Raw genomic sequence first — 23471 nt, 5'->3', positions numbered from 1 at the left:
AGCCCAGCATACGGTCCTGTCCAGGAGCCATTGCCGCTCTGCCGGTATCCGCGGGGCCCGGGTTACGAGCCGACACCCATCTCGTCCCCGATCAGCCGGCGGACACACCACCGCAGCCGACCGCGCTCAATGAGGAGTGGACGTGCCGGGTCCGACGTTTTCCACCGCCTTGAAGACCTCATCCGATTACCTCGATGTCGCGGCCAACACACACGGCGAGGAGAAGGCGTTCCTCATGCTGGAAGCTCTCCGGCGGATCCGTCACCACAGTCCCCACCTCGTGGAGGTCGGCCCCGGCGGAGGCTCCGCCATCGCTTACCTGGCCTCCCAGTTCTCCTCCATCCCACTCCCGGACGACGTCCGTCTGACGTTGGTGGAGGCCCCCGGAGTCACCTCTGTGGCGCTGGATGAAGCCATGCACGCATTCAACCGAGCCCCACCATTGACCTGCCGTACCGGGATCTCGCCCTCCACGCTGCTCCGACACCTGATATGGACGATTCGGCCTGGTGAGGGGCCTGTCGGTGGTGCGCTGCGCTGGATCGGCTGCAAGGCGGGGGCTGACGCCACGGCTCCGGAGGAAACGGCCGCGCCGATCGGTTCGCGGGTGAGCGCGCCATCATCGAGGGTCACAGCTGCGGCCTGGCCGCACTCGGAGCAAACCGCAGGGATTCCCCGGCACAGACCCGGTGCGGACAACGCGACCGGGTCTGTGGTGTGGAATGAGCCGCCGCACTCGGCCACACAGCCATCGGTTACCGGGACGGTGGCGCGTCGCGGCCGGTGATCAGGCGGTGCCACAGCCGGCCGAGCACCGTGCGGGGGCGGCGGTGCCGCGCCTGGCGGTAGAACAGCGAGCCGGGCCGGGGTGGGTCCTTGGGGCTGAGGTAGAGGGGGACGCGGATGCCGGTGGCGTCCGTGGGGGCGTCGGCCATGGCTTCGCTGTAGTCGATGATCGTGTGGTGCAGCCGGTCCACGCAGGACTCGCACGCGTAGAGCGACGCGTGATGCCCGGTGGTGGACGCGGGCCCGAGCCACAGCACCCAGGTGTACCGGTTGGCACACCAGAGCCAGCAGCGGCCCAGCACCCAGTCCGCTCCATCGCCAAGGCGCGGCGGAACGGGCCGGTCGTCGGCGTGGATCAGGTCCGGCAGCCGGGGCACCGGGGTCACCGCTCGGCCCCCCGCCGCCGGTAGGCGCGGACAGGCGGCGGCCCGATCCGGGTGGCCACGAGCACGGACCGGGGATGCAGCGTCAGCCGCTCCCCACTGTGGAAACGGACCATCTTGCCCGCACCACCCGGGAGCTGGCACAGATCCGCGACGATCAGCGTCCGGCCGCCGACGCTGATCGCGTCACCGACCTGCACTGAGTCGGCCGTTATCGGCACCGACCACGCCCACCCCCCGCTCACCGGTCGGCCCCCGGCCGCCGATAGCCGATGGCCACCAACCACGCCCGCGCGGCGGCGATCACCGTCACGGCCTCCTCGTCGGTCGGCACGTCGGTCGCTTCCTGAGGCGGAACGTCGGGCGGCTCGGGCGGCTCTTGCGGCTGGTCGGGGATCACGGTGGTCATAAGTCACCTGCCACTGTTGGGGCTTGCTGGCTCCGGGAGAGCACTTGCTGTGACCAGACCAACACAGGAGCACTATGCTGGGGATGGCTTGAGCATGGATCCGCAAGTTCCTGTCCCGTCAAATGGCGCGTGGTGCTTGCATCAGCGGAGGTCACGAGCTTGAACGAGGAAGCGGCAGAGGACTACTTGACTCCTGGTCAGCGATTCGGCCGGGAAGTCAAAGAAGTGCGGCTGGGCCGCAAGCTGACGCAGAAGAACCTGGGGCTGGGAACGGGCTACTCCGAGGGCTACGTCAGCAAGGTCGAGGCGGGGAAGCAGCAGCCCAGCGCCGACTTCATCGCCGGGTGCGACAAGGTCTTCGCCACGGGTGGGCTGTTCACCCGGCTCTACGCGAGCCTCCAGGAGAGCGGCACCCCGACGTGGTTCGAGCCATATCTGGCTTTGGAACGCCGTGCTTCTTGGATACTCGACTACTCGGCTGCGTGCCTCATGGGACTGCTGCAAACCGACGCATACGCCCGAGCGATCTTCCGCGCGGGGCATCCGCGTGAGGAACCGGGAGTCATCGAAGGCAAGGTTGACGGACGCATGCGTCGCCGGGATGCCCTCGAATCACCCGACCTGAGCCTCTGGGTCGTGCTGCATGAAGCGTGTTTGCGCACAGTGGTCGGTGGCCACGCCGTGATGCGAAGTCAGCTTGACCACCTGCTGGATCTGGCATCGGGGCCCCGCGTCGATCTCCAAGTTTTGCCGTTCACGGCGGGGGCCGCAGCGGCCCACACCCTCTCATTCACCCTGCTGGGATTCGCCAGCTCCGAGCCCGTACTTTGGACGGATGACGCGACCGGTGGCAAGCTCCATCAGAAGGCGTCAACGGTCGCGTTTCAACAGGCCACGTACGATCGCCTGCGAGCCCACGCGCTCTCACCCGACGCGTCACTCGCGATGATTCGGACGGTACGAATGGAGGACTACGGCAGTGACTGACCTCAGCGCCGCAGAGTGGGTCACGTCGTCCTACAGCGGTTCAAACGGCGGCCAGTGCGTGGCCGTTGCCCGTCTGGGAGGCCGCATGGCCCCCGATGGCACCGGGCGGCAGGGTGTGCGGGACACGAAGGACCGGACGCGCGGCACGCTCGTCTTCGCCGCGGGGCCCTGGCAGCAGTTCGTCACCGCCGTGCGGGACGGCGAAATCGCCTAGCGCGATACTTCCCCTGTCTGCCGGTGCGTGGAAGCGGCCCGGGCCGCTGATCGGCGGCCTCTGCGGGAACGGATCGCCGCAGATCTCAGGGACGAGATCATGTCCGGCGATCGACGATCCCCCCCGCCCGATTTCGGGAAGCCGAGCCCGCTCGGGTTTGTTCAGCGGGGCAGGCGGACGGCTCGGGAGATGACGCTGTCGAAGGCGCGGTCGGGCAGGATGCGGCGCAGGGAGATGAGGGGTTTGGCACCGAAGCCGGTGGCGTAGCGGGTTTTGGGGCGGCGTGCTGTGACGGCTTTGCCGATGGCGTCGGCGATGACCGAGGGCGGGGAGTTGCGCGAGGCGTTGGCCTCGGAGCGGAGCGAGGAGGCGACGGCCTTGGCCTGGTCCTCGTAGGGGCCGTTGCCAGAGGCTTCTTCGAGTTTGTCGGCCGCGATGGCGCCCCATTCGGTGGCGATGCCGCCGGGTTCGATGACGACGACGTCGATGCCGAAGGGCTTGGCCTCCAGGCGGAGGCAGTCGCTGAGCGCTTCGAGGGCGAATTTGGTGCCGTGGTACCAGCCACCCAGGGGTGTGTAGATCTTGCCGCCCATGGACGTGATGTTGACGATGGTGCCGGCGCGCTGGGCGCGCATGTGGGGCAGCACGAGCTGGGTCAGGCGCAGGGCCCCGAAGACGTTGACCTCGAACTGGCGGCGGGCCTCGTCCATGGGCACGTCTTCGAGCGCTCCGTAGGAGCCGTAGCCGGCGATGTTGATGAGAGCGTCGATCCGGCCGGTGTCGGTGACGATGCGGTCGACGCCCGTGCGCAGGGAGTCCTCGTCGGTGACATCCATGGTCAGGGGGCGGATGTCGCGCTCGGCCAGCGATTGCAGACGGTCGGTACGCCGGGCGGCCCCGTAGACGGTGAAGCCCAGCTCCCGCAGCTTGAGGGCGGTGGCTTCGCCGATGCCGGAGGAGGCACCGGTGACGAGGGCGGTCTTGGTGGGCATGGTGGGGTCCTCATGACTAAGATGAATGCAGATTCACTATCTATCCTGAATCAGCATTCATCTTTATGCAAGTGGAGGAGGTCCATCCAGGTGGGTCAGGCCAGGGCACCGCGCGCAGATGCGGTCCGCAACCGTAAGAAGATCCTTTCCGCGGCGGGTGGGCAGATCGCGGCCCACGGGCCCGATGTCGGCATGGAGGAGATAGCGGCCGCCGCCGGGGTGGCCGTCGGGACGCTGTACCGCCACTTCCCCACCAAGACGGACCTGGTCGCCGCAGTCGTGGGCGCCCATGTCTCCCGGGTGGCCGACGACGCCGAAGCCGCCGTCGGCCGTGTCGCCGCCGGTGCCCGCGCCGCGGACGAGCTGACGGCCTTCCTCGGCCGCGTGATCGAGTTGTCCGTCACCGACCGTGCCGTGAAGGCAGCGGCCCAGTCCCTGGGCGCCGAACCGGGTGACCGCGCCGACGAGGACCGCGCCGGCCGCGCCGTCACCGCCCTGATCTCAGCAGGCCGGCAGGACGGTGACATCCACCCCGACATCACCGTCAACGACATCTACCTGATCTTCTCCACCGCCCCCATCGACCAGCCCGAACCCGCCCGAGCCCGATGGCTCACGCTCGTCATCCCGGGTCTGACCACACGGGCCCGACAGGAGGGAGACTGATCCCAGCGGGTTGGGCACCTCGGGCGTCGGCGACAGATGATGACGAGAGTCGGCCGGTAGCGCCGGTTCGTACACTGGCGTCGGTAGCCTGCAGTGTCATGAAGCGCACTTGGGCCTGGCCGGCCGTGTACCTGCTCGGCGGGGCGGCCGTCGCGACGGCGCGGTTCCTGGACGGGAGCCCCGTCGGGGCCGTGGTCACGCTGCTGCTGTTTCTGCTGCTCGCGGCGGTGTTCTCGCCGCTGGCCTTCCCGATGTCGGTCGGTGCGGCGGAGGCCCGGCGCCGCAGCGCCGCCGATGGCCGGCCGGTCGTCTACTGGCGGCCCGGCTGTACGTACTGCCTGCGACTGCGTCTTCGGCTGGCCGGCCGGGCCCGGCGGCTGCACTGGGTGAACATCTGGCGCGATCCGGAGGCCGCCGAGGCGGTGCGGGCGGTCAACGACGGCAACGAGACCGTGCCGACGGTCGTCGTCGGGGGCCGACCGCACACCAATCCCGCCCCCGCCTGGGTGCGCCGGCAGCTCTCCGCCGCCGGATCCTGACACCCGGCAGCCGACACCCGGCTCCTGACGCCCGACTCCCGGCGGCGCGCCGCCCGCTGGACCGGGCGCCCGCGCAGCGAGGGATGCGGTGCGTGGGCGCCCGGGGTTCAGGAGGCGTCGGCCAGTGACGTCCTGGCCGCCTCCGCGACGGCTTCCGGGGTGAAGCCGTACTCGCGGAAGAGCGTGGCCCCGTCCGCCGAGGCGCCGAAGTGTTCCAGCGAGACGATCCGGCCCGCGTCGCCCGTGTAGCGGTGCCAGGTCAGGGCGACCCCGGCTTCCACCGCGACCCGGGCGCGGACGGCCGGGGGCAGGACCGCGTCCCGGTAGGACCGGTCCTGCTCCTCGAACCACTCCACGCACGGCATCGACACCACGCGGGTGGGGATGCCCTCGGCCTGGAGCAGGTCGCGGGCGGCGACCGCCAGCTGGACCTCGGAGCCGGTGGCGATCAGCACCGCCCGCGGTGTGCCGCCGGTTGCCTCGGTGTGGATGTAACCGCCACGCGCCGCGTCCTCGTTCCGCTCGTACACCGGCAGGCCCTGCCGGCTCAGCGCCAGCCCGTGCGGGGTGCCCCGGCGCAGGGCCTCGCGCCAGGCGATCGCCGTCTCGTGGGCGTCGGCCGGGCGGACCACGTTCAGGCCGGGGATGGCCCGCAGCGAGGCGAGGTGTTCCACCGGCTGGTGGGTGGGGCCGTCCTCGCCGAGGCCGATCGAGTCGTGCGTCCACACATAGGTGACCGGCAGCCCCATCAGCGCGGACATCCGCACCGCGTTGCGCATGTAGTCGGAGAACACCAGGAAGGTGCCGCCGTACGCGCGGGTGTTGCCGTGCAGCGCGATGCCGTTCAGCTCGGCCGCCATGGCGTGTTCGCGGATGCCGAAGTGGATGGTGCGGCCGTACGGGTCGGCCTCCGGCAGCGGGTTGCCTTCCGGGAGGAAGGACGAACCGGCGTCGATCGTCGTGTTGTTCGAGCCGGCCAGGTCGGCCGAGCCGCCCCACAGTTCGGGGATGACCGCGCCCAGGGCCTTGAGGACCTGGCCGGACGCCGCGCGGGTGGCGACCTTGGTGCCGGTCTCGAAGGAGGGGAGTGCGGATTCCCAGCCCTCGGGGAGTTCGCCCGCGCTGACGCGGTCGAAGACGGCGGCCCGCTCGGGCTGTGCGGTGCGCCAGGCGGCGAGGTCCTTCTCCCAGGCGGCCCGGGCCTCCCGGCCGCGTGCCAGGGCGCCGCGCGCGTGCGCGATCACCTCGTCCGCGACCTCGAAGGACTGATCGGGGTCCAGGCCCAGCACCCGCTTGGTGGCCGCGACCTCCGCCGCGCCCAGCGCGGCGCCGTGCGCGGCTTCGGTGTTCTGCGCGTTCGGGGCCGGCCAGGCGATGATCGTACGGAGCGCGATCAGCGACGGCTTGTCGGTGACGGCCTGCGCGGCGCGGACGGCGGCGTGCAGGGCGGCGGGGTCGATGTCGCCGTTCTCCAGCGGTTCCACCCGCTGGACGTGCCAGCCGTACGCCTCGTAGCGCAGGGCGGTGTCCTCGGAGACGGCGGTGACGGTGTCGCCCTCGATCGAGATGTGGTTGTCGTCCCACAGCATGATCAGGTTGCCGAGCTTCTGGTGCCCGGCGAGCGAGGACGCCTCCGCCGCGATGCCCTCCTGGAGGCAGCCGTCGCCCGCGATCGCGTAGACGAAGTGGTCGAACGGCGAACGGCCCACCGCCGTGTCCGGGTCGAACAGGCCACGTTCGTAGCGGGCGGCCATCGCCATGCCCACCGCGTTCGCCACGCCCTGCCCGAGCGGCCCGGTGGTGGTCTCCACCCCGGCGGTGTGCCCGTACTCCGGGTGACCCGGGGTCAGCGAGCCGTGCCGGCGGAACGCCTTCAGATCGTCCAGCTCCAGGCCGAACCCGGCCAGGTACAGCTGGATGTACAGCGTCAGCGAGGCGTGCCCGGCCGACAGGACGAACCGGTCGCGGCCCGGCCACGCGGGGTCGGCCGGGTCGTGCCGCATCACCTTCTGGAAGAGGGTGTACGCGGCCGGGGCCAGGGTCATCGCCGTGCCCGGGTGGCCGTGCCCCGCGTGCTGTACGGCGTCGGCGGCCAGCACGCGGGCGGTGTCGACGGCCCGGCGGTCCAGCTCCGACCAGGTGAAGTCGGGGACGGTCATCAGCGCTTGATTTCCTTGATCTTGAGCATCCGGGTGATGACCTTGTCCAGTTCCTCGTCCTCGAAGACCTTCTTCCAGTCCTCGCGCACGATCGACTCGCGGCCGTAGTCCATGGCGATCAGGCAGGCGTCCGAGAACGGGTTGGAGCCCTTGAGGGTGTTGGCCAGCGCCACCTGGGTGTGGCCCAGCAGCATCGCGCGGGCGGCCTTCTCCGGTACGCCGACGGTGTGCACGGTCTCGTGCAGCGCCTCGGTGAGCAGCGCGCCCACCATGCAGGCGATGGTCTCCACCAGGGTCGGCTCCAGGACGGCGAGCTGCTTGACCGTCACCCAGTGCACGTCCACGACCGGCGCGTACATGACGCGGATGACGGACTCGGCCAGCTCCTGCTTGGCGGCGTCCCCGCCCTCGTACGCGGCGACGACCTCCTGCGGCGCGGCGATCCCGCCGAAGGTGTCGGCCCACTCCTCCTTGGTGGTGCGCTCCAGGAACACCGAGGGGTGGCAGGGGTGGGCGCACGCGTAGTGGATGTCGGCGCGCTCGTGCAGCAGTCCGGCGTAGGCGGCGGCCGGGTCCAGGGTGAGGACGACGGTGCCGGGCTTCATCAGCGGGACGAGTTCGGCGGAGACGGCGCCCAGGACGACGTCCGGCACGGCCAGGATGACGACGTCCGCGCGGGCGGCGGCGTCGGCGGACTCGGTCAGCTCGCGGCCGAGGCTCCGGATCAGCTCCTGCCCCTTGGGGGACGCCTCGCTGAACAGCACCTGGAAGTCGCTGTCGACGAGGTTGTTGGAGACGCGCTGGCCCATCTTGCCGGCGGCGCCGATCACGGCGACGGTGGGGGTGGTGGACGGGGACTCGGTGGTCATGACGCGCTCCTCAGAAGGGTGGTGATGCTGTGCCGGGTCCACTGGTCCTCCCGGCGGGCGGTGGCTTCGAAGCCCTCGTCCTGCCAGGGCAGCCAGTGTTCGACGATCTGACTCAGGCCGCGCTCGTGCGGCCGGACGGCGGCGATCATGCCGTCGTAGTCCAGGAGTCCTTCGCCCAGCGGGCAGCCGGCGTAGGTGAAGCCGATCCAGCCGTCGCGGCGGGTGAAGGAGAAGTCCTTGACGTGGATGTTGACGACGTACGGGGCGGTGGCCGCCACGACGTCGGCGGGCCGCTCCAGGCGGGCCACGCTGTTGCCGGGGTCGAGGACGACGCCCAGCTGCGGGCGGTCCACGCGGCGGACGACGGTGAGCAGGTCATCGGTGGAGACCTGCTCGTAGGTCTCCAGGCCGAGCGTGACCCCGCTCGCCGCGTACCGCTGGACGGCCGGGGCCAGCAGGTCCACCGCCTCGTCGGTGCTGGGCCGGTGGTCGGCGGTGTTGAGCATGGAACGCACCAGGGTGACGCCGAGGGCCTCGGCGATCTCCAGGTAGCGCAGGAGGTGTGCGGTGCGTACGCCCCGGGTGCCCAGTTCCAGGCGCAGGCCGAGGTCGGCGGCGGTGGCCCGCAGGTCGGCGAGCCGGGCCGCGTCGTACCCCTCGATGAGCGGATAGTCGCAGATCTGGAAGACCTCGCCGCCCAGCGCTTTGGTGTCGGCGAGCATCTCGGGGAGGGTGAGCGGGCGCGGGGCGCGCTCGGAGATGCGCCAGAAGTACGCGTAGGTGCTGATGCCGTACGCCATCACGCCACCGCCAGTTCGTCGAGGATGGTTTCGACGGCGGCCACGTCGTGGGCGAAGCGGCCCAGGAAGAGGCCGCCGGCGGCGGGCGCGATCCGGCCGAGCAGGCCGGGGCCGGCGCTGCCGCCGTAGATGACGGTGGAGCCGGCGTGCTGCGGCTGGGCGTCCAGCCAGCCGCGCAGCCCGGCGCACACGGTGGTGATGTGCTCGGCCGAGGCGGGTTCGGGGGCGCCGATGGCCCACTGGGGCTCGTAGGCGACGGTGACCGGGCCGGTGAGGCCGTACAGCAGGCGCTCGGTTTCGGCGACGGTGCGGCGGGCGGCCTCGTCGGGGGCGACGCGGTCGCGTTCGCCGACGCAGAGCACGGGGGTGAGGCCGTTGCGCAGGGCGGCGGCGGTCTTGGCGGCCACCACGGTGTCGCCCTCGCCGTACAGCCGGCGGCGTTCGGCGTGGCCGACCTCGGCGTAGGCGCAGCCGATCTCGGCGAGCGAGGGGCCGCCGACCTCGCCGGTGTAGGGGCCGCTGTCCTCGGTGGCGATGTCCTGGGCGCCGACGGCGACGCCGGTGCCCTCCAGGACGGCGGCGACCGGCACGATGGCGGGGAAGGCGGGCAGCACGAACAGCCGGGCGGCGCCGGAGGTGGTGACGGGGTGGCGGGCGGCAAGCCGTCCGACCTGTTCCGCCCAGCGCAGGGTCCGGTGGTGGCCGAAGTACATCTTCAGGCTCACCCCCAGCAGCACGGGCGGGGCAGCGGGTGTGGACATCAGGCGGCCTCGGTCCCCGGCCGGTCCTCGTAGTCGCACATCAGCTGGACCTTGCCGGCCGACGCCGAGGCGGTGTCGAAGCGGTAGGTGAGCCATTCGCGGGCGAGGCGGCGGGCCAGTTCGAGGCCGATGACGCGCTGGCCGAAGGTGAGGACCTGGGCGTTGTTGGAGAGGATGGCGCGCTCGACGGAGAAGGAGTCGTGCGCGGTGACGGCGCGGATGCCCTTGACCTTGTTGGCGGCGATGGCCACGCCGAGGCCGGTGCCGCACACCAGCAGCGCGCGGTCGGCCTCGCCGCGCGCGACGATCTCGGCGGCGGCGATGGCGATGGTCGGGTAGGCGGTGTGTCCGTCGGCGTCCACGCCCACGTCGGTGACCGAGGCGACCAGTTCGCTGGCCTCCAGATCCTTCTTGAGGGCTTCCTTGTACTGGTAGCCGGCGTCGTCGCAGCCGATGACGATGCGGAGCTTGTCGGTCATCTCAGTGTTCCTCGGTGGTGTCGGACAGCACGCCGTGGACGGCGCGCACGATGAGGGCGAGCGAGTGGGCGCCGGCGTCCGGGGTGCCGAGGGACTTCTCGGCGTGCGGGCGGGCGCGGCCCATCTGCGGGAGCAGGTCGGCGGTCGCGGCGGCGGCCTCGCCGGCGGCGCCGGCCGCCCGGTCCCAGGCGGCGGCGAGCCGGTCGCCGGCGCCGGTGGCGGCGGCCAGGGTGTCGGCGAACGGCACCAGGACATCGACCATGGTCTTGTCGCCGACCCGGGCGCCGCCGACCCGGCGTACCTCCTCGCCGGCGCGGGTGACGCCGGCGGCGACGGTGGCGGCGGTGGGGCGTTCCTCGTCGCCGAGGGCGTCGCCGACCGCGTGCAGGATGGTGCCCCACAGCGCGCCGGAGGTGCCGCCGGCCCGGTCGGCCCAGGCGTCGGCGGCCCGGTGCAGTACGGTCCCGGCGCCCGCGCCCCGTTCGGCGGCGTCGCGGGCTGCGGCGTCGGCGGCGGTGGCGCCGCGCAGCATGCCGATGCCGTGGTCGCCGTCGCCGGCGACCGCGTCGATGCGGCCGAGTTCCTCGGCGTGCTCGGCGACGGTGGCGGCGACGGCGCGCAGTGCGGCGGCGGCGGTGACGGCGGTCTCGCGGGAGGCAGCGGTGCCCTGCGGGAGGGCGTCGTCCTCGGTCTCCGGCGTGCTCTCCGGCGCCGCCGCCGCCGTGCCCGCGGCGGCGGGGGCGACGGCGCCCTTGCGCAGGGCGGGGGTGTCGGCGGGCGCGGTCCACAGCGGTTCGAGTTGTGCGTCGAGCCAGGTGAGGGTGAGGGAGACACCGGCCATGTCGAAGCTGGTGACGAGTTCGCCGACCTCGGGTTCCACGACGGTGACGCCGGCCTCCTGGAGCAGTTCGGCGACGCGGCGGTAGACGACGAACAGTTCCTCGTACTTCACGGAGCCGAGGCCGTTGAGGATGACGGCCGCCCGGTTCCCGGCCGGGGCGGTGACGCCGTCGGGCAGTTCCTTCAGCAGACCGGCCACCAGCAGTTCGGCGGCCTCGTCGGCGGTGGGCAGGACCGCCTCGCCGATGCCGGGCTCCCCGTGGATGCCGAGGCCGACCGCCATCCGCCCGGCGGGGACGGTGAACAGCGGCTCGTCGGCGCCCGGCAGGGTGCAGCCGGAGAAGGCGATGCCGAAGGAGCGGGTACGGGCGTTCGCGTGGGCGGCGATCCGCGCCACCTCCGCCAGCGGCTGCCCGGCCTCGGCGGCGGCTGCCGCCGCCTTGAAGACGGGCAGGTCGCCGGCGATGCCGCGCCGTTTGGCGGCCTGGTCGGCCGGGGCGCTGGAGATGTCGTCGGTGACGGCGAAGGTGGCGGTGGGTACGCCCTCGGCGTTCAGCCGGTCGGCGGCCTGCCCGAAGTGCAGGACGTCGCCCGCGTAGTTGCCGTACATGAGCAGCACGCCTGCGCCGCCGTGCGCGGCTTTGGCCACGCCGCGGATCTGCTGGGCGGAGGGCGAGGCGAAGACGTTGCCGACCGCCGCGCCGTGGGCGAGGCCGGCGCCGACCAGGCCGGAGAAGGCCGGGTAGTGGCCCGAGCCGCCGCCGATGACCACCGCGACCTGCCCGGCCGGGGTGCCGGCGGCGCGGACCACGCCGCCCGTCACGGGGCGGACCCAGCGGCGGTGCGCGGCGACGAAGCCGGCCAGGGCCTCGTCGGCGAAGTCGGCGGGGTCGTTGAACAGCCGGGTCATCGGGCGGCCTCCACGGGCTCACGGCTCGCGCCGCCTTCACCGTCGCCGTCGCCCGCGCCGGAGCCGGTCGCGGCGGTGCGGCGCTCACGGGCGGCCAGCGAGACGATCAGGACGGCGGACAGCAGCATGAAGAAGCCGACCAGGTACAGGGATGCGGTGTAGCTGCCGGTCCAGTCCTTGACCCAGCCGGTGATGTAGCTGGAGCCGAATCCGGCGATGTTGCCCATCGTGTTGATCAGCGCGATACCGGCGGCGGCAGCGGCCCCGGTGAGGTACCGGGAGGGCACCGACCAGAAGACGGGCAGCGCGGCGAAGATCGCGCACGCGGTGACGGTGATCACGGCGACGGTGGCGGCGGGCGAGCCCATGTACAGGGCCAGCGGGATGGAGAGACCGCCGACGACGGCGGGTCCCGCGATGTGCCAGGTGCGGGTGCCGTGCTTGGTGGCGTGCCGGGTCCAGAAGTAGAGGGCGACGGCGGCGGGCAGGTAGGGGATGGCGGTGATCCAGGCCCGGTCCATCACGGAGAAGGTGGTGTCGAACTGCTCCTGGAAGCCGCTGATGATCGTCGGCAGGAAGAACGCGAGCGCGTACAGGCCGTAGACGAAGCCGAAGTAGACCAGGGACAGGACCCACACCCGGGCGTTGCCGAAGGCGGCCTTGAGGGCGTCCTTGCCGTGGCCGGCACGGGCGCCGGTCTTGCCCTCGCTCTCCTCGGCGAGCTTGGTGGTCAGCCACTCCTGCTCTTCGCGGGTGAGCCACTTGGCGTCGGTGGGCTTGTCGCTGAGGTAGAACCAGGCGATGACGCCCAGCACGATGGCGGGGATCGACACGAACAGGAACATCACCCGCCAGCCCTCCAGGCCGAACAGCCCGTGGTGGCCGATGAGCCAGCCGGCGAGCGGGGCGCCGAGGACGGTGGTCAGCGGCTGGGCGAGGTAGAAGAGCCCGAGGACCTTGGTGCGGTGCCGGCCGGGCACCCACTGGCTGAGGAAGAGGATCGCGCCGGGGAAGAAGCCGGCTTCGGCGACGCCGAGCAGGAAGCGCAGGACGTAGAGCTGGCCGCTGTTGTCCACCCAGGTGAACAGCAGGGACACGATGCCCCAGGTGACCATGATCCGGGCCAGCCAGCGGCGGGCGCCGAACCGGTGCAGGGCCATGTTGCTGGGCACTTCCAGCACGATGTAGCCGAGGAAGAAGATCCCGGACGCGAACCCGAACTGGGCGGCGGTCAGGGCCAGATCCTCTCCCATGCCGTTGGGCTCGGCGAAGGATATGGCCGTGCGGTCCAGGTAGTTCACGAAGAACATCAGTGCCACGAAGGGCACCAGGCGGATCGAGATCTTCCGGATGGCGGATCTCTCCACCGGCGTGGTGGCGGGGGCGACAGCACCCATGGTGACTCCTCGGCTCGCCGGACAGCTCCGTCCGGGTGGGTCCTTCCGGCAGCGCCCTGAGCGGCGGCGTCTGCCGGACTGCGGACACGCTAAGCCTCGACTGGTAAATTGGTCACCAATTCTCCGAGGTGATGAATGTCACATAACCGACTGTATGACCCCACTTGACGTTCTGCTGAACATTTCGGATGGATTGCGGCCTTGGCTGCCAGCACCGTCCATCTGGTGTACTGGTCTGCGTGACCACCCAGTCCGATCAGCAGACCCCCGCCGCCGCGCCCGACTTGGCCCAGCTGCTGCGCCCCGTCGTGCGCGAGTCCTCCGTCAGCGAGGTCGCCAAGCGGCTGCTCGACCATCTGACCTCGGGCGACATCCGGCCCGGCACCCGGCTGCCGGCCGAACGGCAGCTGGCCGAGGCCCTGGGAGTGGCACGCTCCAGCGTGCGCGGCGCGCTGTCCGCCCTGGACGTGCTGGGCATCATCGAGATACGGCCGGGCTCCGGGTCGTATGTCCGCGAAGGCACCTCGGAGTTCCTGCCCCGCGCCATCAACTGGGGCCTCATGCTGGGCCAGCGGCGCACCCGCGACCTGGTCGAGGTACGCACCCACATGGAGGCCGTCTCCGCCCGGCTCGCCGCCCAGCGCACCTCCGACGCGGACGTGGTGCGGCTGGAGGAGCACCTTCAGCACATGCGGGAAGCGGGCGGCGACGCCAAGGCGTTCATCGAGGCGGACATCGCCTTCCACCTGGAGACCGCCCGCATCGCCGGTAACACCGTCCTCAGCGACATCCTGCACAGCATCCGGGCGCTGCTCCAGGTGTGGATGGAACGCGTCAGCGACATCGAGGGCACCGTCAGCGGCACCCTGTGCGAACACGACGCCGTCCTCGCCGCGATCCGCGACCGGGACCCGGAGGCCGCCGACCGCGCGATGGCCGAGCACATGCGCATGGCCAACGCGCGGCTGAGCGCGGCGATGGAGCAGGCGGACTGAGCCCGCCGCCCGCTCCCCGCCGCCCCGCAGTGACCGTCAGACCGTGAAGACGATCTTCCCGTAGAGGTCGCCCGCCCGCATCCGCGCGAACCCCTCGCGCGCCCGGTCCAGCGGCAGCACCGTGTCGATCAGCGGCCGGACCCCCTTGGCGGCACACAGGCTCAGCAGCCCGGCCAGCTCCTCCTTGGTGCCCATGGTGGAGCCGGCGACCGTCAGCTCCAGGAAGAAGATCCGCTGGAGCTCGGCGGCCGGCGGGTTGGGCCCGGTGGTGGTGCCGGAGATCACCAGCGTGCCGCCCGGCCGCAGCGACTTCACCGAGTGCGACCAGGTCGCGGCGCCCACCGTCTCCAGCACCGCGTCCATCCGGTGCGGCAGCCGGGCGTCCGGCGCGAACACCGCCTCCGCGCCCAGCTCCAGCGCCCGGCGCCGCTTGTGCTCGTCCCGGCCGGTGACGAACATCCGCAGCCCGGCGGCGGCACCCAGCACGATCGCGGCGGTCGCCACTCCCCCGCCCGCGCCCTGCACCAGCACACTGTCCCCCGGCCGCACCCCGGCCTTGGTGAACAGCATCCGGTACGCCGTCAGCCAGGCCGTCGGCAGCGCCGCCGCCTCCTCGAACGACAGCTCGGGCGGCTTGGGCAGCACATTGCCGGCCGGTACGGCGACCCGCTCCGCGAACGTCCCCTGGTACTTCTCCGACAGCAGCGTGCGGCGTGCCCCGCCGATCACCGGGTACACCACCACCTCGTTGCCGTACTCGTCCGTCCCGGCCGCGTCGCAGCCCAGGATCATCGGCAGCGACCCGGCACCCAGGCCCACCCCGCGCAGCGACCACAGATCGTGGTGGTTGAGCGAGGCGGCCCGCACCCGGACCACCGTCCAGCCCGGCGGTGCCTGCGGCTCGGGCCGCTCCCCCAACTCCAGTGCGGACAGCGGGTCGTCGGCGTCCAGACGTGCGGCGTAGGCGGCAAACATGAGGTCAACGCTATCGTCCGGGCGTTCCGCGCGGGGGTACTTCGGTGGGACGATGAGAGGTCGCCTCCGTCCGGGGGCACGAGGGGCTTCGGGGAGGCACCGATGGGCACGGTCTTTCTGCGGCGGCTCAGCCGCTGGCAGGCGGAATCGCAGCGCGAACAGATCGCCGACATCCACGGCGCGGCGTACCGCGACGCGTACGGCGCGCTGCCGCTGGAACGGCAGGACTTCATCCGGCGGCTCACCGAGCACGACGTCCAGCAGGAGGACTTCGACCTCGTGCTGGCCAGCGATCCGGCGCTGGTGGGCGCCGCGTACGGATTCCGGGTGGAGCGGGACTCCGCCTGGTGGCAGGAGTTCCAGGACGTACCCGCCGAGATCGACGAACTCGCCGCGTCCCGGCAGGTCTTCGTGGTCGCCGAACTGATGGTGATCCCGGCGCGCCGGCGCGAGCGGGTCGCCACCCGGCTGCTGACCGATCTGCTCGCCCGCGCCAACCCGGCGGTGGCGCTCGCCCTGCTGGAGCCCGGGGACAGCACGGCGCGCACCGCGTACCAGTCCTGGGGCTGGACGAAGAGCGGCCAGCTGACCCCGCTGGAGGCGCCGCCGAAGGAGGTGTGGAGCCGCGTCCTGGACGGCTGACCCCTGACCGCTGACCGCTGACCGCTCAGCCGTGCAGCGTGAGCCCCTTGATCACCTTGTCGACCGGGGTGCGCGCCCCGTACAGCCCGATCCCCACCAGGTTGAGCTTCTCCGCCGCGACGGCGCGCACCGCCGCCCGGTTGTCGGCGTCGTGCCCGGTGGCGAACATGTCCTCGGTGTACACCGCCGCCGTCAGCCCCCGCGACAGCGCGCGGGCGTGGGTGCGGGTGAGCGCGGCGGCGTCGGCGGCGAAGACCAGGACGGGCTCGCGCAGCAGGGCGAGATAGCGGTTTCTTCACCTACCGGATCGTGCACCTGCACCCGTCCCTGGTGCGCGAGGTGCTGGCGGACGCGGCCGGCGGACGGGAACGGGGCCTGCCGCTGTTCGACCGCCCGGTGCGGTACGCGCCCGTGCTGGCCCGCGCCCTTCTGGGACTGCACCACGCGCTGGTGGCGGGGGCGGGCACGCTGGTGCGCGAGGAGCGGCTGAGCTCGGTGGTGACCGCGCTGGTCCGGGAGGCCGCCACCGTACGCCCCCGGCTGCGCACCGCCCCGGCGGGCGGCGCGGCGGCGCGCCGGGCCAAGGCGCTGCTGGACGAGGCGTGGGACCGCGACCTCGGCGCCGACGCCCTGGCCCGGGCGGCCGGGTGCAGCCGGTACGCGCTGTACCGGGCGTTCCGCGCGGAGTACGGGATGCCGCCCAGCGACTACCAGCGCCTGCTCCGGCTGCGCGCCGCCCGCCGCCTGCTGGCCACCGGCACCACCCCCGCGGAGGCGGCCACATCCTGCGGCTTCGCCGACCAGCCGCACCTGACGCGCTGGTTCACCCGCGTCTACGGCATCACCCCGGCGACGTACCGCCGGGCGGCGGGCTGAAACGGACGGGCGGCTGCGCGGCGCACCGGCGACGACGCACCCGGGTGCGGGGCGCGCGCCCGCTACCGGCGAGGACCCGGATCGTTGAACTCGACGGCGCCGGAAGGAGGATGCCATGGCCCCCATGACCGCCGACCCAGAGATGACTCCACTGCGCCGCGCCGCCGAGGCGGCGGAGGACGCATCTGGTCTGCGTGCCGAGATCATCCGAGGAGTCCTCATGATGTCGCCCATCCCCCGTGGGAAGCACGCCGGGATCATCAACAAGCTTTACGACCAGCTGCGACCGGCGCTTCCCGAAGGCTTGCAACCCTTCCAGGTCGCATCGGTGGCACTCCCGCACGATCCCGACGACTACGCCAGCCCCGATCTGCTGGTCTGTGATGCCTCTTTCGAGGACTCCGACAGCTGGCTGGCGGAGCCCGGATCCGTCGAGTTGGTGGTCGAGGTGGTGTCCAAAGGCAACAGCAGCAAGGACACCCGCGACATGGTCGCCTGGTATGCCGACGCCGGCATTCCCGTGTACCTGCTGATCGACCCACGCAAGGGGAGCTGGACCCGGTACACGGTCCCCCGCGACGGCGAATACCAGGGGGTTCTGCACGGTCTGTACGGCGAGGATGTCGAGCTGGCCACGCTCGGTCTGAAAATCGCCACCGGGCGGTTCCCTCAGTACTCCTGAAACCCGGTTGCGGGCAGAGCGGACGCCGGTGCACCCTGCCGGGCATGATCGATACCGGACTCCGTGGCCGCGTCGTTCTCGTCACCGGGGCACACCGCAACATCGGGCGGGAGATCGCCGCCGCGTTCGCCGAGCAGGGGGCCGCCGTCGCGGTGCACTGGTACGGCGGGGGCGGGGCGGAGCTGCCGGAGGGGGTGGCGGCCGAGCACTATGTGGGGGACGCGCGGGCCGCCGAGGAGACCGTGGCGCGGCTGCGGGAGCTGGGCGCGGCCGACGCGTGCGCGGTGCCGGCCGATCTGGCGGCGCCGGACGCGGCGCAGCGGCTGACGGCCGCCGTCGAGGAGCGGCTCGGCCCGGTCGATGTCCTGGTCAACAACGCCGCGCACACCGAGAGCCCGGACGGGGTGCTGGACCTCACCGCCGGCAGCCTGCACCGCAACTACGCCGTCAACACCTTCGCCCCGGCGCTGCTCACCGCCGAGGTGGCGCGCCGCGCGGCGGCCGGGTCGCGCACCGCCGCCGTCGTCAACATCTCCACCGACGCCGCCCGTGCCTTCCCCGGGCAGCTGGGCTACGGCACCTCCAAGGCGGCCCTTGAGGCGTTCACCCGGGCCGCCGCCCTGGATCTGGGCCCGGCCGGGGTGCGGGTCAACGCGGTGGCGCCCGGCCCGGTGCAGACCGGGTGGATGTCGCAGGAGCTGGTGGAGCGCGCGCTGACCGCCATCCCGCTGCGCCGGGTGGGCACCCCGCGCGACATCGCGGACGCGGTGGTGTTCCTGGCCTCCCGGCAGGCCGCCTGGATCACCGGGCAGGTGATCCAGGTGGCCGGCGGGCACGCCCTGTGAGCGGACGGGCCGGGGGTGCCGCTACAGGACCTTGGAGAGGAACGCCTTGGTCCGCTCGTGCCGGGGGTTGGTCAGCACCTCGCGGGGGTGGCCCGACTCCACGACCACGCCCTCGTCCATGAACACCAGGGAGTCGCCGACCTCGCGGGCGAACCCCATCTCGTGGGTGACCACGATCATGGTCATGCCGTCCTCGGCGAGGGCCCGCATCACATCCAGCACCTCACCGACCAGCTCGGGGTCGAGCGCGGAGGTCGGCTCGTCGAAGAGCATGAGCTTGGGGTCCATGGCCAGCGCCCGCGCGATCGCCACCCGCTGCTGCTGCCCGCCGGACAGCTGCGCCGGGTAGTGGTCGGCGCGATCGCCCAGGCCCACCCGTTCCAGCAACTCCTCGGCGCGCTCCCGGGCCTCGGCCTTGGGCAGGCCCTTGACCTGGACCGGCGCCTCCATGACGTTCTCGGCGGCGGTCATGTGCGGGAAGAGGTTGAAGCGCTGGAAGACCATGCCGATGTCCCGGCGCTGGGCGGCCACCTCCCGCTCGCGCATCTCGTAGAGCTTGTTGCCGCGCTGCCGGTAGCCGACGAGTTCGCCGTCCACGTACAGCCGCCCGGCGTTGATCTTCTCCAGGTGGTTGATGCAGCGCAGGAAGGTGGACTTGCCCGAGCCCGAGGGCCCGACCACGCAGAACACCTCGCCGCGCCGTACCTGGAGGTCGATGCCCTTGAGGACCTCGACCGCGCCGAACGACTTGTGGACGCGCTCGGCCTTCACCATCGGCGTGTCGTCGGTGTCGCTCATACGGTTTCGCCTCCCACCCGGCTCTTGGTACGGAAGGTGGTGAGCTGCTGCCGCAGCCGCCGCAGCGGCGTGGGTGGCTGCTCGCGGTCGCTGCCCTTGGCGAAGTGCCGTTCCAGGTAGTACTGGCCGATGCTGAACACCGTGGTGAGCAGCAGGTACCAGACGCTGACCACCATCATCATCTCCATCACCGCGAGGTTGCGGGAGCTGATGGTGTCGCCGGCCCGGAAGAGTTCGTCGAAGTAGATCACCGACGCCAGCGAGGACGTCTTGAGCATGTTGATGAACTCGTTGCCGGACGGCGGGATGATGACGCGCATCGCCTGCGGCAGCACGATGCGCCGCATGGTCTTGGTGCCGTTCATGCCCAGCGCCTGCGCGGCCTCGGTCTGGCCGCTGTCCACGGACTTGATGCCGGCGCGGGCGATCTCCGCCATGTAGGCGGCCTCGTTCAGGCCGAGCCCCAGCAGGGCGGCGAGGAACGGGGTCATGACGTCGTTCATCTCGTTCTTGTAGAAGCCGAGATTCACGGTGTCGAAGATGTAGGAGAGGTTGTACCAGAGCACCAGCTGCACCAGCACCGGCGTGCCCCGGAAGAACCAGATGTAGCCGTAGGCGACCGACGACAGCACCGGGTTGTCGGACAGCCGCATCACGGCGAGCAGCATGCCCAGCACCAGGCCGAGGACCATGGCGCACACCGTGATCCACAGGGTGTTGAGGGCACCCTCCATGATGCGGTCGTACGTCAGGTAGTCGCCGACGACGTTCCAGTTGATCTTGGCGTTGGCGAACGCCCAGACCACCATGGCGAGCAGCGCGATGACCAGGCCGGCGCCGATCCAGCGGCCCCAGTGGCGTACCGGGACCGCTGTCAGCTCCTCGGGGGCCACCTCGTCGCGGCCCTTGTCGAGATCGAGGGACACCGGCGCGTCACTCGCCCGCGTTGATGGTGGCTTCGTCGACGGCGCCGGTCTCGGCGCTCCACTTGGCCAGCACCTCGTCGTAGGTGCCGTTGTCGATGATCTCCTGGACGGCGGCCTGGATGGCGTCGCGCAGTTCGGTGTTGTCCTTCTTGACGGCGATGCCGTACGGGGCGGCGTCGATCTGCTCGCCGACGACCTCGAAGAGGTCACCGCCGCCCGCGTTCAGCTCGTTGTAGAGCGCGACGGGGAAGTCGGTGATGACGGCCTGGGCACGGCCGCTCTGGAGGGCGGTGATCGAGTTGGAGTCCGTCTCGTTGATCATCGGGCTGATCGGCTCGTCGCACTCCTCCTGCTGGGCGTCCAGGAGGTACTCGTTGGCGGTGCCGCGCTGGGCGGCCACGGTCAGCCCGCACAGGTCGGCCACGCCGTTGATGCCCTCGGGGTTGCCCTTGGCGACCAGGATGGCGGAGCCGGCCTGGAAGTAGTTGACGAAGTCGGCGCCGCCCTCGGCGTCCTCGCTGATGCCGTTCTGCCGGTCCTTGGTGTCGGTCATGGCCGACATCACGATGTCGTGGCGGCCGTTGTTGAGGCCGAGGACCAGGCCGTCGAAGGTGCCGTCGCTGAAGGTGAACTCGACGCCGAGGACCTCGCCGAGCGCGGCGGCGATGTCCGGGTCGATGCCGGCGATCTCGTCGTTGTCGTCGAAGAACTCGATCGGGGCGTAGTCGATGTTGGAGCCGACCTTGATGACGCCGGCCTCCTGGATCGCCTCGGGCAGCAGGTCGTACAGCGGGGCCTCGGCATTGGCCCCGCCGCCGTTGCCGGAGGCGGATCCGCCCGACCCGTTGTCCCCGTCGGTCTGGTCACCGCAGGCGCTCAGCAGCAGCACACCGGCGGTGGCGAAGGCTCCCAGGACCGTACAGCGGGAGCGTCGGGTGAGGCTGGTCATGGCGTGGTCCTCCTGGGGGTGGGGAGTATCCGAGGCCGGGCACACGTCTTCGAGTGTCACGACTGTGTTCGTTTCTTGTGCATAGGACGAGTAGGCATCCTGCCATCCGCAGGTCGAGTTGCGTCCACCGCTGCGTCCCGATCGGATAACGGACATCGCGTACTGCTCACCGGGAGTGACGAACTGCCGCACGCGGGTGGCGCTGTGACCTGCGCGCACCGGGGATGAGACATCGGTCACCCCGCCGGGCGTGCCATGTCCTGGCCAACACTCGGGCGTGCGCGCTCCCCCCGCCATCGGGTAGAACGATCCGTTAACACCCCTCACCCGGGGACCGGGGCGCGTGTGCGGCGCGTCCGGCGTCCGCGCCACTCCCCTACGGCGGCCACTCGCCGGCCGGGACGCGGACGTGGTGCCCGCCCGCTTCCCGACCGGGAAACGGCCACCCTCGTGACAGCGCAACCAAAGGGGTTCACCTCTCGTGACATCGGAGATCATCAATCCTCGCGGCGCGGCCGGTACGGAGCGTGCGGACGCCGCCGGTACCGCCGAGGCCGCCGCAAGCCTGCTCGATCCGGTCTTCGCCCTGCACCGGGGCGGAAAGATGGAGGTCGCCTCCACGGTGCCGGTGCGCGACGCCGCCGATCTGTCGCTCGCGTACACGCCCGGGGTCGCCTCGGTGTGCGCGGCCATCGCCGAGCAGCCGGAGCTGGTGCACGACTACACCTGGACCTCGCAGGTGGTGGCCGTGGTGACGGACGGCAGCGCGGTGCTGGGGCTGGGCGACATCGGCCCCGGCGCGTCGATGCCGGTGATGGAGGGCAAGGCGATCCTCTTCAAGGAGTTCGGCGGTGTCGACGCGGTGCCGCTGGCGCTGGACACCCAGGACGTGGACGAGATCGTGGAGACGGTGGCCCGGCTGGCGCCGTCGTTCGGCGGCATCAACCTGGAGGACATCGCGGCGCCGCGCTGCTTCGAGATCGAGCGCAGGCTCCAGGAGCGGGTGGACATCCCGGTCTTCCACGACGACCAGCACGGTACGGCGGTGGTGACGCTGGCGGCGCTGCGGAATGCGGCGCGGCTGAGCGGGCGCGGTCTTGCCGAGCTGCGGGTGGTGATCTCGGGCGCGGGCGCGGCGGGGGCGGCGATCGCGAGGATCCTGCTGGGCGCGGGCATCGGCGATGTGGCGCTGTGCGACCGCAAGGGGGTGCTGTCGGCGGACCGCGCGGAGCTGACCGGGGTGAAGGCGGAGCTGGCGGCGGCTACCAACAAGGCCGGGGTGACCGGTTCGCTGGCGGACGCGCTGGCGGGCGCGGATGTGTTCGTGGGGGTGAGCGGCGGCAGCGTGCCGGAGGAGGCGGTGGCGACGATGGCGCCTGGGGCGTTCGTCTTCGCGATGGCCAACCCGACGCCGGAGATCCACCCGGAGGTCGCGGCGCGGTACGCGGCGGTGGTGGCGACCGGGCGCAGCGACTACCCGAACCAGATCAACAACGTGCTGGCGTTCCCCGGCATCTTCGCGGGCGCGCTGCGGGTGCGGGCGGCGCGGATCACGGAGGGGATGAAGCTGGCGGCGGCGGAGGCGCTGGCGGCGGTGGTGGCGGACGAACTGTCGCCGTCGAAGGTGATCCCCTCGCCGTTCGACACCCGGGTCGCCCCGGCGGTCGCGGCGGCGGTCGCCGAGGCGGCGCGCGCGGAGGGGGTGGCCCGCCGGTAGCGGCGTGCGGCCCGCCCCGGACGGGGGCGGGCCGCACGGGCCGCCGGGCGCGGGTCACGGCGGTGCCGGGCGGGTGTCCCGGCCCCGGCCGCGCCCGGCTCCGGCTACCGCAGGGCGAGGACCGCCGCGTCCGTGAGGGAGGCCCAGGCACAGGTCGCCTCGGCGAAGCCCACCGCGCGCAGGGTCTCGATATGCCAGCCGATGGGGCGGGCGCCCGTGTCGTCGTGGTCGCCGGAGGCTTCGGCGGGGTTGCCGAAGATCGCGAAGCGTTCGGCGGCCACGTCCGCCAGCTGCGGGTCGGCGGCCAGTTCGGTCCACCACTGCGGCCAGTCCCGGCCGCCCTCGGCCCGCAGCTTCTCCTGCCGGGCCTCGGTGAAGGCGTGGACGGCGGCGTTGATGCGCGGTGCGTCGGGGTTGGGCATGTGGTCGGCGTTGACGAACAGGCCGCCGGCCCGCAGCAGATCGGCGAGCTGTCCGTACAGGGTGCGCAGTGCGTCGGGTGCCAGCCAGTGCAGGGCGGTGGAGGTGAGCACGGCGTCGTACGTCTCGTACGGCAGCGCGTCGGTCCAGGCCGGGTCCCGCAGGTCGGCGGTGACGAAGGTGATCCGGCTATCGCCCTCGAAGGTGCCGCGCGCGATGGTGAGCAGTGCGGGGTCGAGGTCGACGCCGGTGCTGGTGGCGCCGGGGAAGCGGCGCAGCAGCCGGGCGCTGATGCTGCCGGTGCCGCAGGCGAGGTCCAGGACCCGCGGTTCGGTGCCGGCCAGGGCCTCGACCCCGTCGAGCATGACCCGGAACCGTTCCTCGCGGTCCGGGAGGTACCACTCCTGCTGCCGGTCCCAACTCTCCTGCCACTGTTCCCAGGACACCATGCGCGA

General features: G+C 71.8%; 27 protein-coding genes. 11 read left to right on the top strand and 16 right to left on the bottom strand.

From position 1 onward, the window contains the following. Nucleotides 1-755: 755 nt before the first annotated feature. Nucleotides 756-1172: a hypothetical protein gene (locus BM385_RS17375; RefSeq protein ID WP_139275187.1), complete on the bottom strand. Its 417-nt coding sequence runs from the start codon at nt 1170-1172 to the stop codon at nt 756-758. A gap of 74 nt (nt 1173-1246) precedes the next feature. Between BM385_RS17375 and BM385_RS28240 the strand changes: the two genes are divergently transcribed. Further along, nucleotides 1247-1372: a hypothetical protein gene (locus tag BM385_RS28240; protein WP_259453509.1), complete on the top strand. Its 126-nt coding sequence runs from the start codon at nt 1247-1249 to the stop codon at nt 1370-1372. A gap of 38 nt (nt 1373-1410) precedes the next feature. Here BM385_RS28240 and BM385_RS27200 read toward each other — a convergent pair whose 3' ends face one another. Then, nucleotides 1411-1578 carry a hypothetical protein gene (locus BM385_RS27200; RefSeq protein WP_175543016.1) on the bottom strand — a complete coding sequence of 56 codons (168 nt, stop codon included), beginning with the start codon at nt 1576-1578 and terminating at the stop codon, nt 1411-1413. A 159-nt stretch (nt 1579-1737) separates the two neighbouring features. Here BM385_RS27200 and BM385_RS17365 point away from each other — a divergent pair, with 159 nt between their 5' ends. Continuing rightward, nucleotides 1738-2565 (top strand): helix-turn-helix domain-containing protein, encoded by an 828-nt coding sequence (locus BM385_RS17365; protein ID WP_026047352.1) that lies wholly within the window; start codon nt 1738-1740, stop codon nt 2563-2565. Then, the gene (locus tag BM385_RS17360) at nt 2558-2779 is read left to right on the top strand and encodes a DUF397 domain-containing protein (protein ID WP_026047351.1); all 222 of its coding nucleotides are present in this window, start codon (nt 2558-2560) and stop codon (nt 2777-2779) included. Before BM385_RS17365 ends, BM385_RS17360 begins: the two co-directional genes overlap by 8 nt. A gap of 161 nt (nt 2780-2940) precedes the next feature. On the opposite strand, the gene BM385_RS17355 is transcribed toward BM385_RS17360, so the two are convergent. Beyond that, nucleotides 2941-3771: an oxidoreductase gene (locus BM385_RS17355; RefSeq protein ID WP_019433343.1), complete on the bottom strand. Its 831-nt coding sequence runs from the start codon at nt 3769-3771 to the stop codon at nt 2941-2943. Between the two features lie 90 nt (nt 3772-3861). On the opposite strand from BM385_RS17355, the gene BM385_RS17350 reads away from it, so the two are divergent. After that, a complete protein-coding gene (locus BM385_RS17350; protein WP_026047350.1) occupies nt 3862-4437 on the top strand; it encodes a TetR/AcrR family transcriptional regulator in 576 nt (191 codons plus the stop codon). A gap of 98 nt (nt 4438-4535) precedes the next feature. Further along, the gene (locus BM385_RS17345) at nt 4536-4976 is read left to right on the top strand and encodes a glutaredoxin domain-containing protein (protein ID WP_026047349.1); all 441 of its coding nucleotides are present in this window, start codon (nt 4536-4538) and stop codon (nt 4974-4976) included. A 107-nt stretch (nt 4977-5083) separates the two neighbouring features. On the opposite strand, the gene tkt is transcribed toward BM385_RS17345, so the two are convergent. From tkt to BM385_RS17310, 7 genes are read right to left on the bottom strand one after another with little or no spacing between them, the layout of a single operon-like run. Beyond that, nucleotides 5084-7135 carry a transketolase gene (tkt, locus tag BM385_RS17340; protein WP_093843594.1) on the bottom strand — a complete coding sequence of 684 codons (2052 nt, stop codon included), beginning with the start codon at nt 7133-7135 and terminating at the stop codon, nt 5084-5086. Continuing rightward, the gene (locus BM385_RS17335) at nt 7135-8004 is read right to left on the bottom strand and encodes a phosphogluconate dehydrogenase C-terminal domain-containing protein (RefSeq protein WP_019433339.1); all 870 of its coding nucleotides are present in this window, start codon (nt 8002-8004) and stop codon (nt 7135-7137) included. Before BM385_RS17335 ends, tkt begins: the two co-directional genes overlap by 1 nt. Next, nucleotides 8001-8804 (bottom strand): sugar phosphate isomerase/epimerase family protein, encoded by an 804-nt coding sequence (locus tag BM385_RS17330; RefSeq protein WP_093843593.1) that lies wholly within the window; start codon nt 8802-8804, stop codon nt 8001-8003. Before BM385_RS17330 ends, BM385_RS17335 begins: the two co-directional genes overlap by 4 nt. After that, the gene (locus BM385_RS17325; RefSeq protein WP_093843592.1) at nt 8804-9565 is read right to left on the bottom strand and encodes a triose-phosphate isomerase family protein; all 762 of its coding nucleotides are present in this window, start codon (nt 9563-9565) and stop codon (nt 8804-8806) included. Before BM385_RS17325 ends, BM385_RS17330 begins: the two co-directional genes overlap by 1 nt. After that, on the bottom strand, nt 9565-10044 hold the full coding sequence (locus tag BM385_RS17320) for a ribose-5-phosphate isomerase (protein ID WP_019433336.1): 480 nt from the start codon (nt 10042-10044) through the stop codon (nt 9565-9567). The genes BM385_RS17325 and BM385_RS17320 overlap by 1 nt, the downstream gene beginning before the upstream one ends. A 1-nt stretch (nt 10045) precedes the next feature. Then, nucleotides 10046-11794: a dihydroxyacetone kinase family protein gene (locus BM385_RS17315; protein WP_093843591.1), complete on the bottom strand. Its 1749-nt coding sequence runs from the start codon at nt 11792-11794 to the stop codon at nt 10046-10048. After that, nucleotides 11791-13191, bottom strand: coding sequence for an MFS transporter (locus tag BM385_RS17310; protein WP_019433334.1), 1401 nt, complete (start codon nt 13189-13191; stop codon nt 11791-11793). Before BM385_RS17310 ends, BM385_RS17315 begins: the two co-directional genes overlap by 4 nt. 239 nt (nt 13192-13430) lie before the next feature. Between BM385_RS17310 and BM385_RS17305 the strand changes: the two genes are divergently transcribed. Beyond that, nucleotides 13431-14186 (top strand): FadR/GntR family transcriptional regulator, encoded by a 756-nt coding sequence (locus BM385_RS17305; protein ID WP_019433333.1) that lies wholly within the window; start codon nt 13431-13433, stop codon nt 14184-14186. A gap of 36 nt (nt 14187-14222) precedes the next feature. Here the strand turns inward: BM385_RS17305 and BM385_RS17300 are convergent, their stop codons facing one another. Then, nucleotides 14223-15161 (bottom strand): zinc-binding dehydrogenase, encoded by a 939-nt coding sequence (locus BM385_RS17300; RefSeq protein WP_019433332.1) that lies wholly within the window; start codon nt 15159-15161, stop codon nt 14223-14225. A 102-nt stretch (nt 15162-15263) separates the two neighbouring features. On the opposite strand from BM385_RS17300, the gene BM385_RS17295 reads away from it, so the two are divergent. Further along, the gene (locus BM385_RS17295; RefSeq protein WP_019433331.1) at nt 15264-15803 is read left to right on the top strand and encodes a GNAT family N-acetyltransferase; all 540 of its coding nucleotides are present in this window, start codon (nt 15264-15266) and stop codon (nt 15801-15803) included. Between the two features lie 25 nt (nt 15804-15828). On the opposite strand, the gene BM385_RS17290 is transcribed toward BM385_RS17295, so the two are convergent. After that, nucleotides 15829-16062 (bottom strand): DUF2000 family protein, encoded by a 234-nt coding sequence (locus BM385_RS17290; RefSeq protein ID WP_254791633.1) that lies wholly within the window; start codon nt 16060-16062, stop codon nt 15829-15831. Nucleotides 16063-16112: 50 nt separating this feature from the next. On the opposite strand from BM385_RS17290, the gene BM385_RS17285 reads away from it, so the two are divergent. The 3 genes from BM385_RS17285 to BM385_RS17275 all read left to right on the top strand — a co-directional run bounded on the left by BM385_RS17285 (nt 16113) and on the right by BM385_RS17275 (nt 18206). Further along, nucleotides 16113-16679 (top strand): helix-turn-helix transcriptional regulator, encoded by a 567-nt coding sequence (locus BM385_RS17285; RefSeq protein ID WP_246337974.1) that lies wholly within the window; start codon nt 16113-16115, stop codon nt 16677-16679. A gap of 115 nt (nt 16680-16794) precedes the next feature. Beyond that, nucleotides 16795-17361, top strand: a complete 567-nt coding sequence (locus BM385_RS17280; protein WP_093843587.1) for a Uma2 family endonuclease — start codon at nt 16795-16797, stop codon at nt 17359-17361. Nucleotides 17362-17405: 44 nt separating this feature from the next. After that, nucleotides 17406-18206 carry an SDR family NAD(P)-dependent oxidoreductase gene (locus BM385_RS17275; protein WP_093843586.1) on the top strand — a complete coding sequence of 267 codons (801 nt, stop codon included), beginning with the start codon at nt 17406-17408 and terminating at the stop codon, nt 18204-18206. Nucleotides 18207-18227: 21 nt separating this feature from the next. On the opposite strand, the gene BM385_RS17270 is transcribed toward BM385_RS17275, so the two are convergent. Genes BM385_RS17270 through BM385_RS17260 form a run of 3 tightly spaced genes read right to left on the bottom strand, consistent with a single transcriptional unit; the run spans nt 18228 to nt 20879 of the window. Beyond that, nucleotides 18228-18980 (bottom strand): amino acid ABC transporter ATP-binding protein, encoded by a 753-nt coding sequence (locus tag BM385_RS17270; protein WP_037755823.1) that lies wholly within the window; start codon nt 18978-18980, stop codon nt 18228-18230. Nucleotides 18981-19000: 20 nt separating this feature from the next. After that, nucleotides 19001-19930 carry an amino acid ABC transporter permease gene (locus BM385_RS17265; protein WP_019433325.1) on the bottom strand — a complete coding sequence of 310 codons (930 nt, stop codon included), beginning with the start codon at nt 19928-19930 and terminating at the stop codon, nt 19001-19003. 7 nt (nt 19931-19937) lie between these two features. Then, a complete protein-coding gene (locus BM385_RS17260; RefSeq protein WP_093843585.1) occupies nt 19938-20879 on the bottom strand; it encodes an ABC transporter substrate-binding protein in 942 nt (313 codons plus the stop codon). Between the two features lie 481 nt (nt 20880-21360). Between BM385_RS17260 and BM385_RS17255 the strand changes: the two genes are divergently transcribed. Further along, the gene (locus BM385_RS17255) at nt 21361-22596 is read left to right on the top strand and encodes an NAD(P)-dependent malic enzyme (protein ID WP_093843584.1); all 1236 of its coding nucleotides are present in this window, start codon (nt 21361-21363) and stop codon (nt 22594-22596) included. Between the two features lie 104 nt (nt 22597-22700). Here the strand turns inward: BM385_RS17255 and BM385_RS17250 are convergent, their stop codons facing one another. Continuing rightward, nucleotides 22701-23465 carry a class I SAM-dependent methyltransferase gene (locus tag BM385_RS17250; RefSeq protein ID WP_093843583.1) on the bottom strand — a complete coding sequence of 255 codons (765 nt, stop codon included), beginning with the start codon at nt 23463-23465 and terminating at the stop codon, nt 22701-22703. Nucleotides 23466-23471 lie beyond the last annotated feature (6 nt).

Origin of the sequence: Streptomyces harbinensis, from assembly GCF_900116145.1 — a bacterium.
GTDB lineage: Bacteria > Actinomycetota > Actinomycetes > Streptomycetales > Streptomycetaceae > Streptomyces > Streptomyces carpaticus.
Note: the sequence above shows the minus strand (reverse complement) of the source record. Positions and strands in the feature narration are given on the sequence as shown.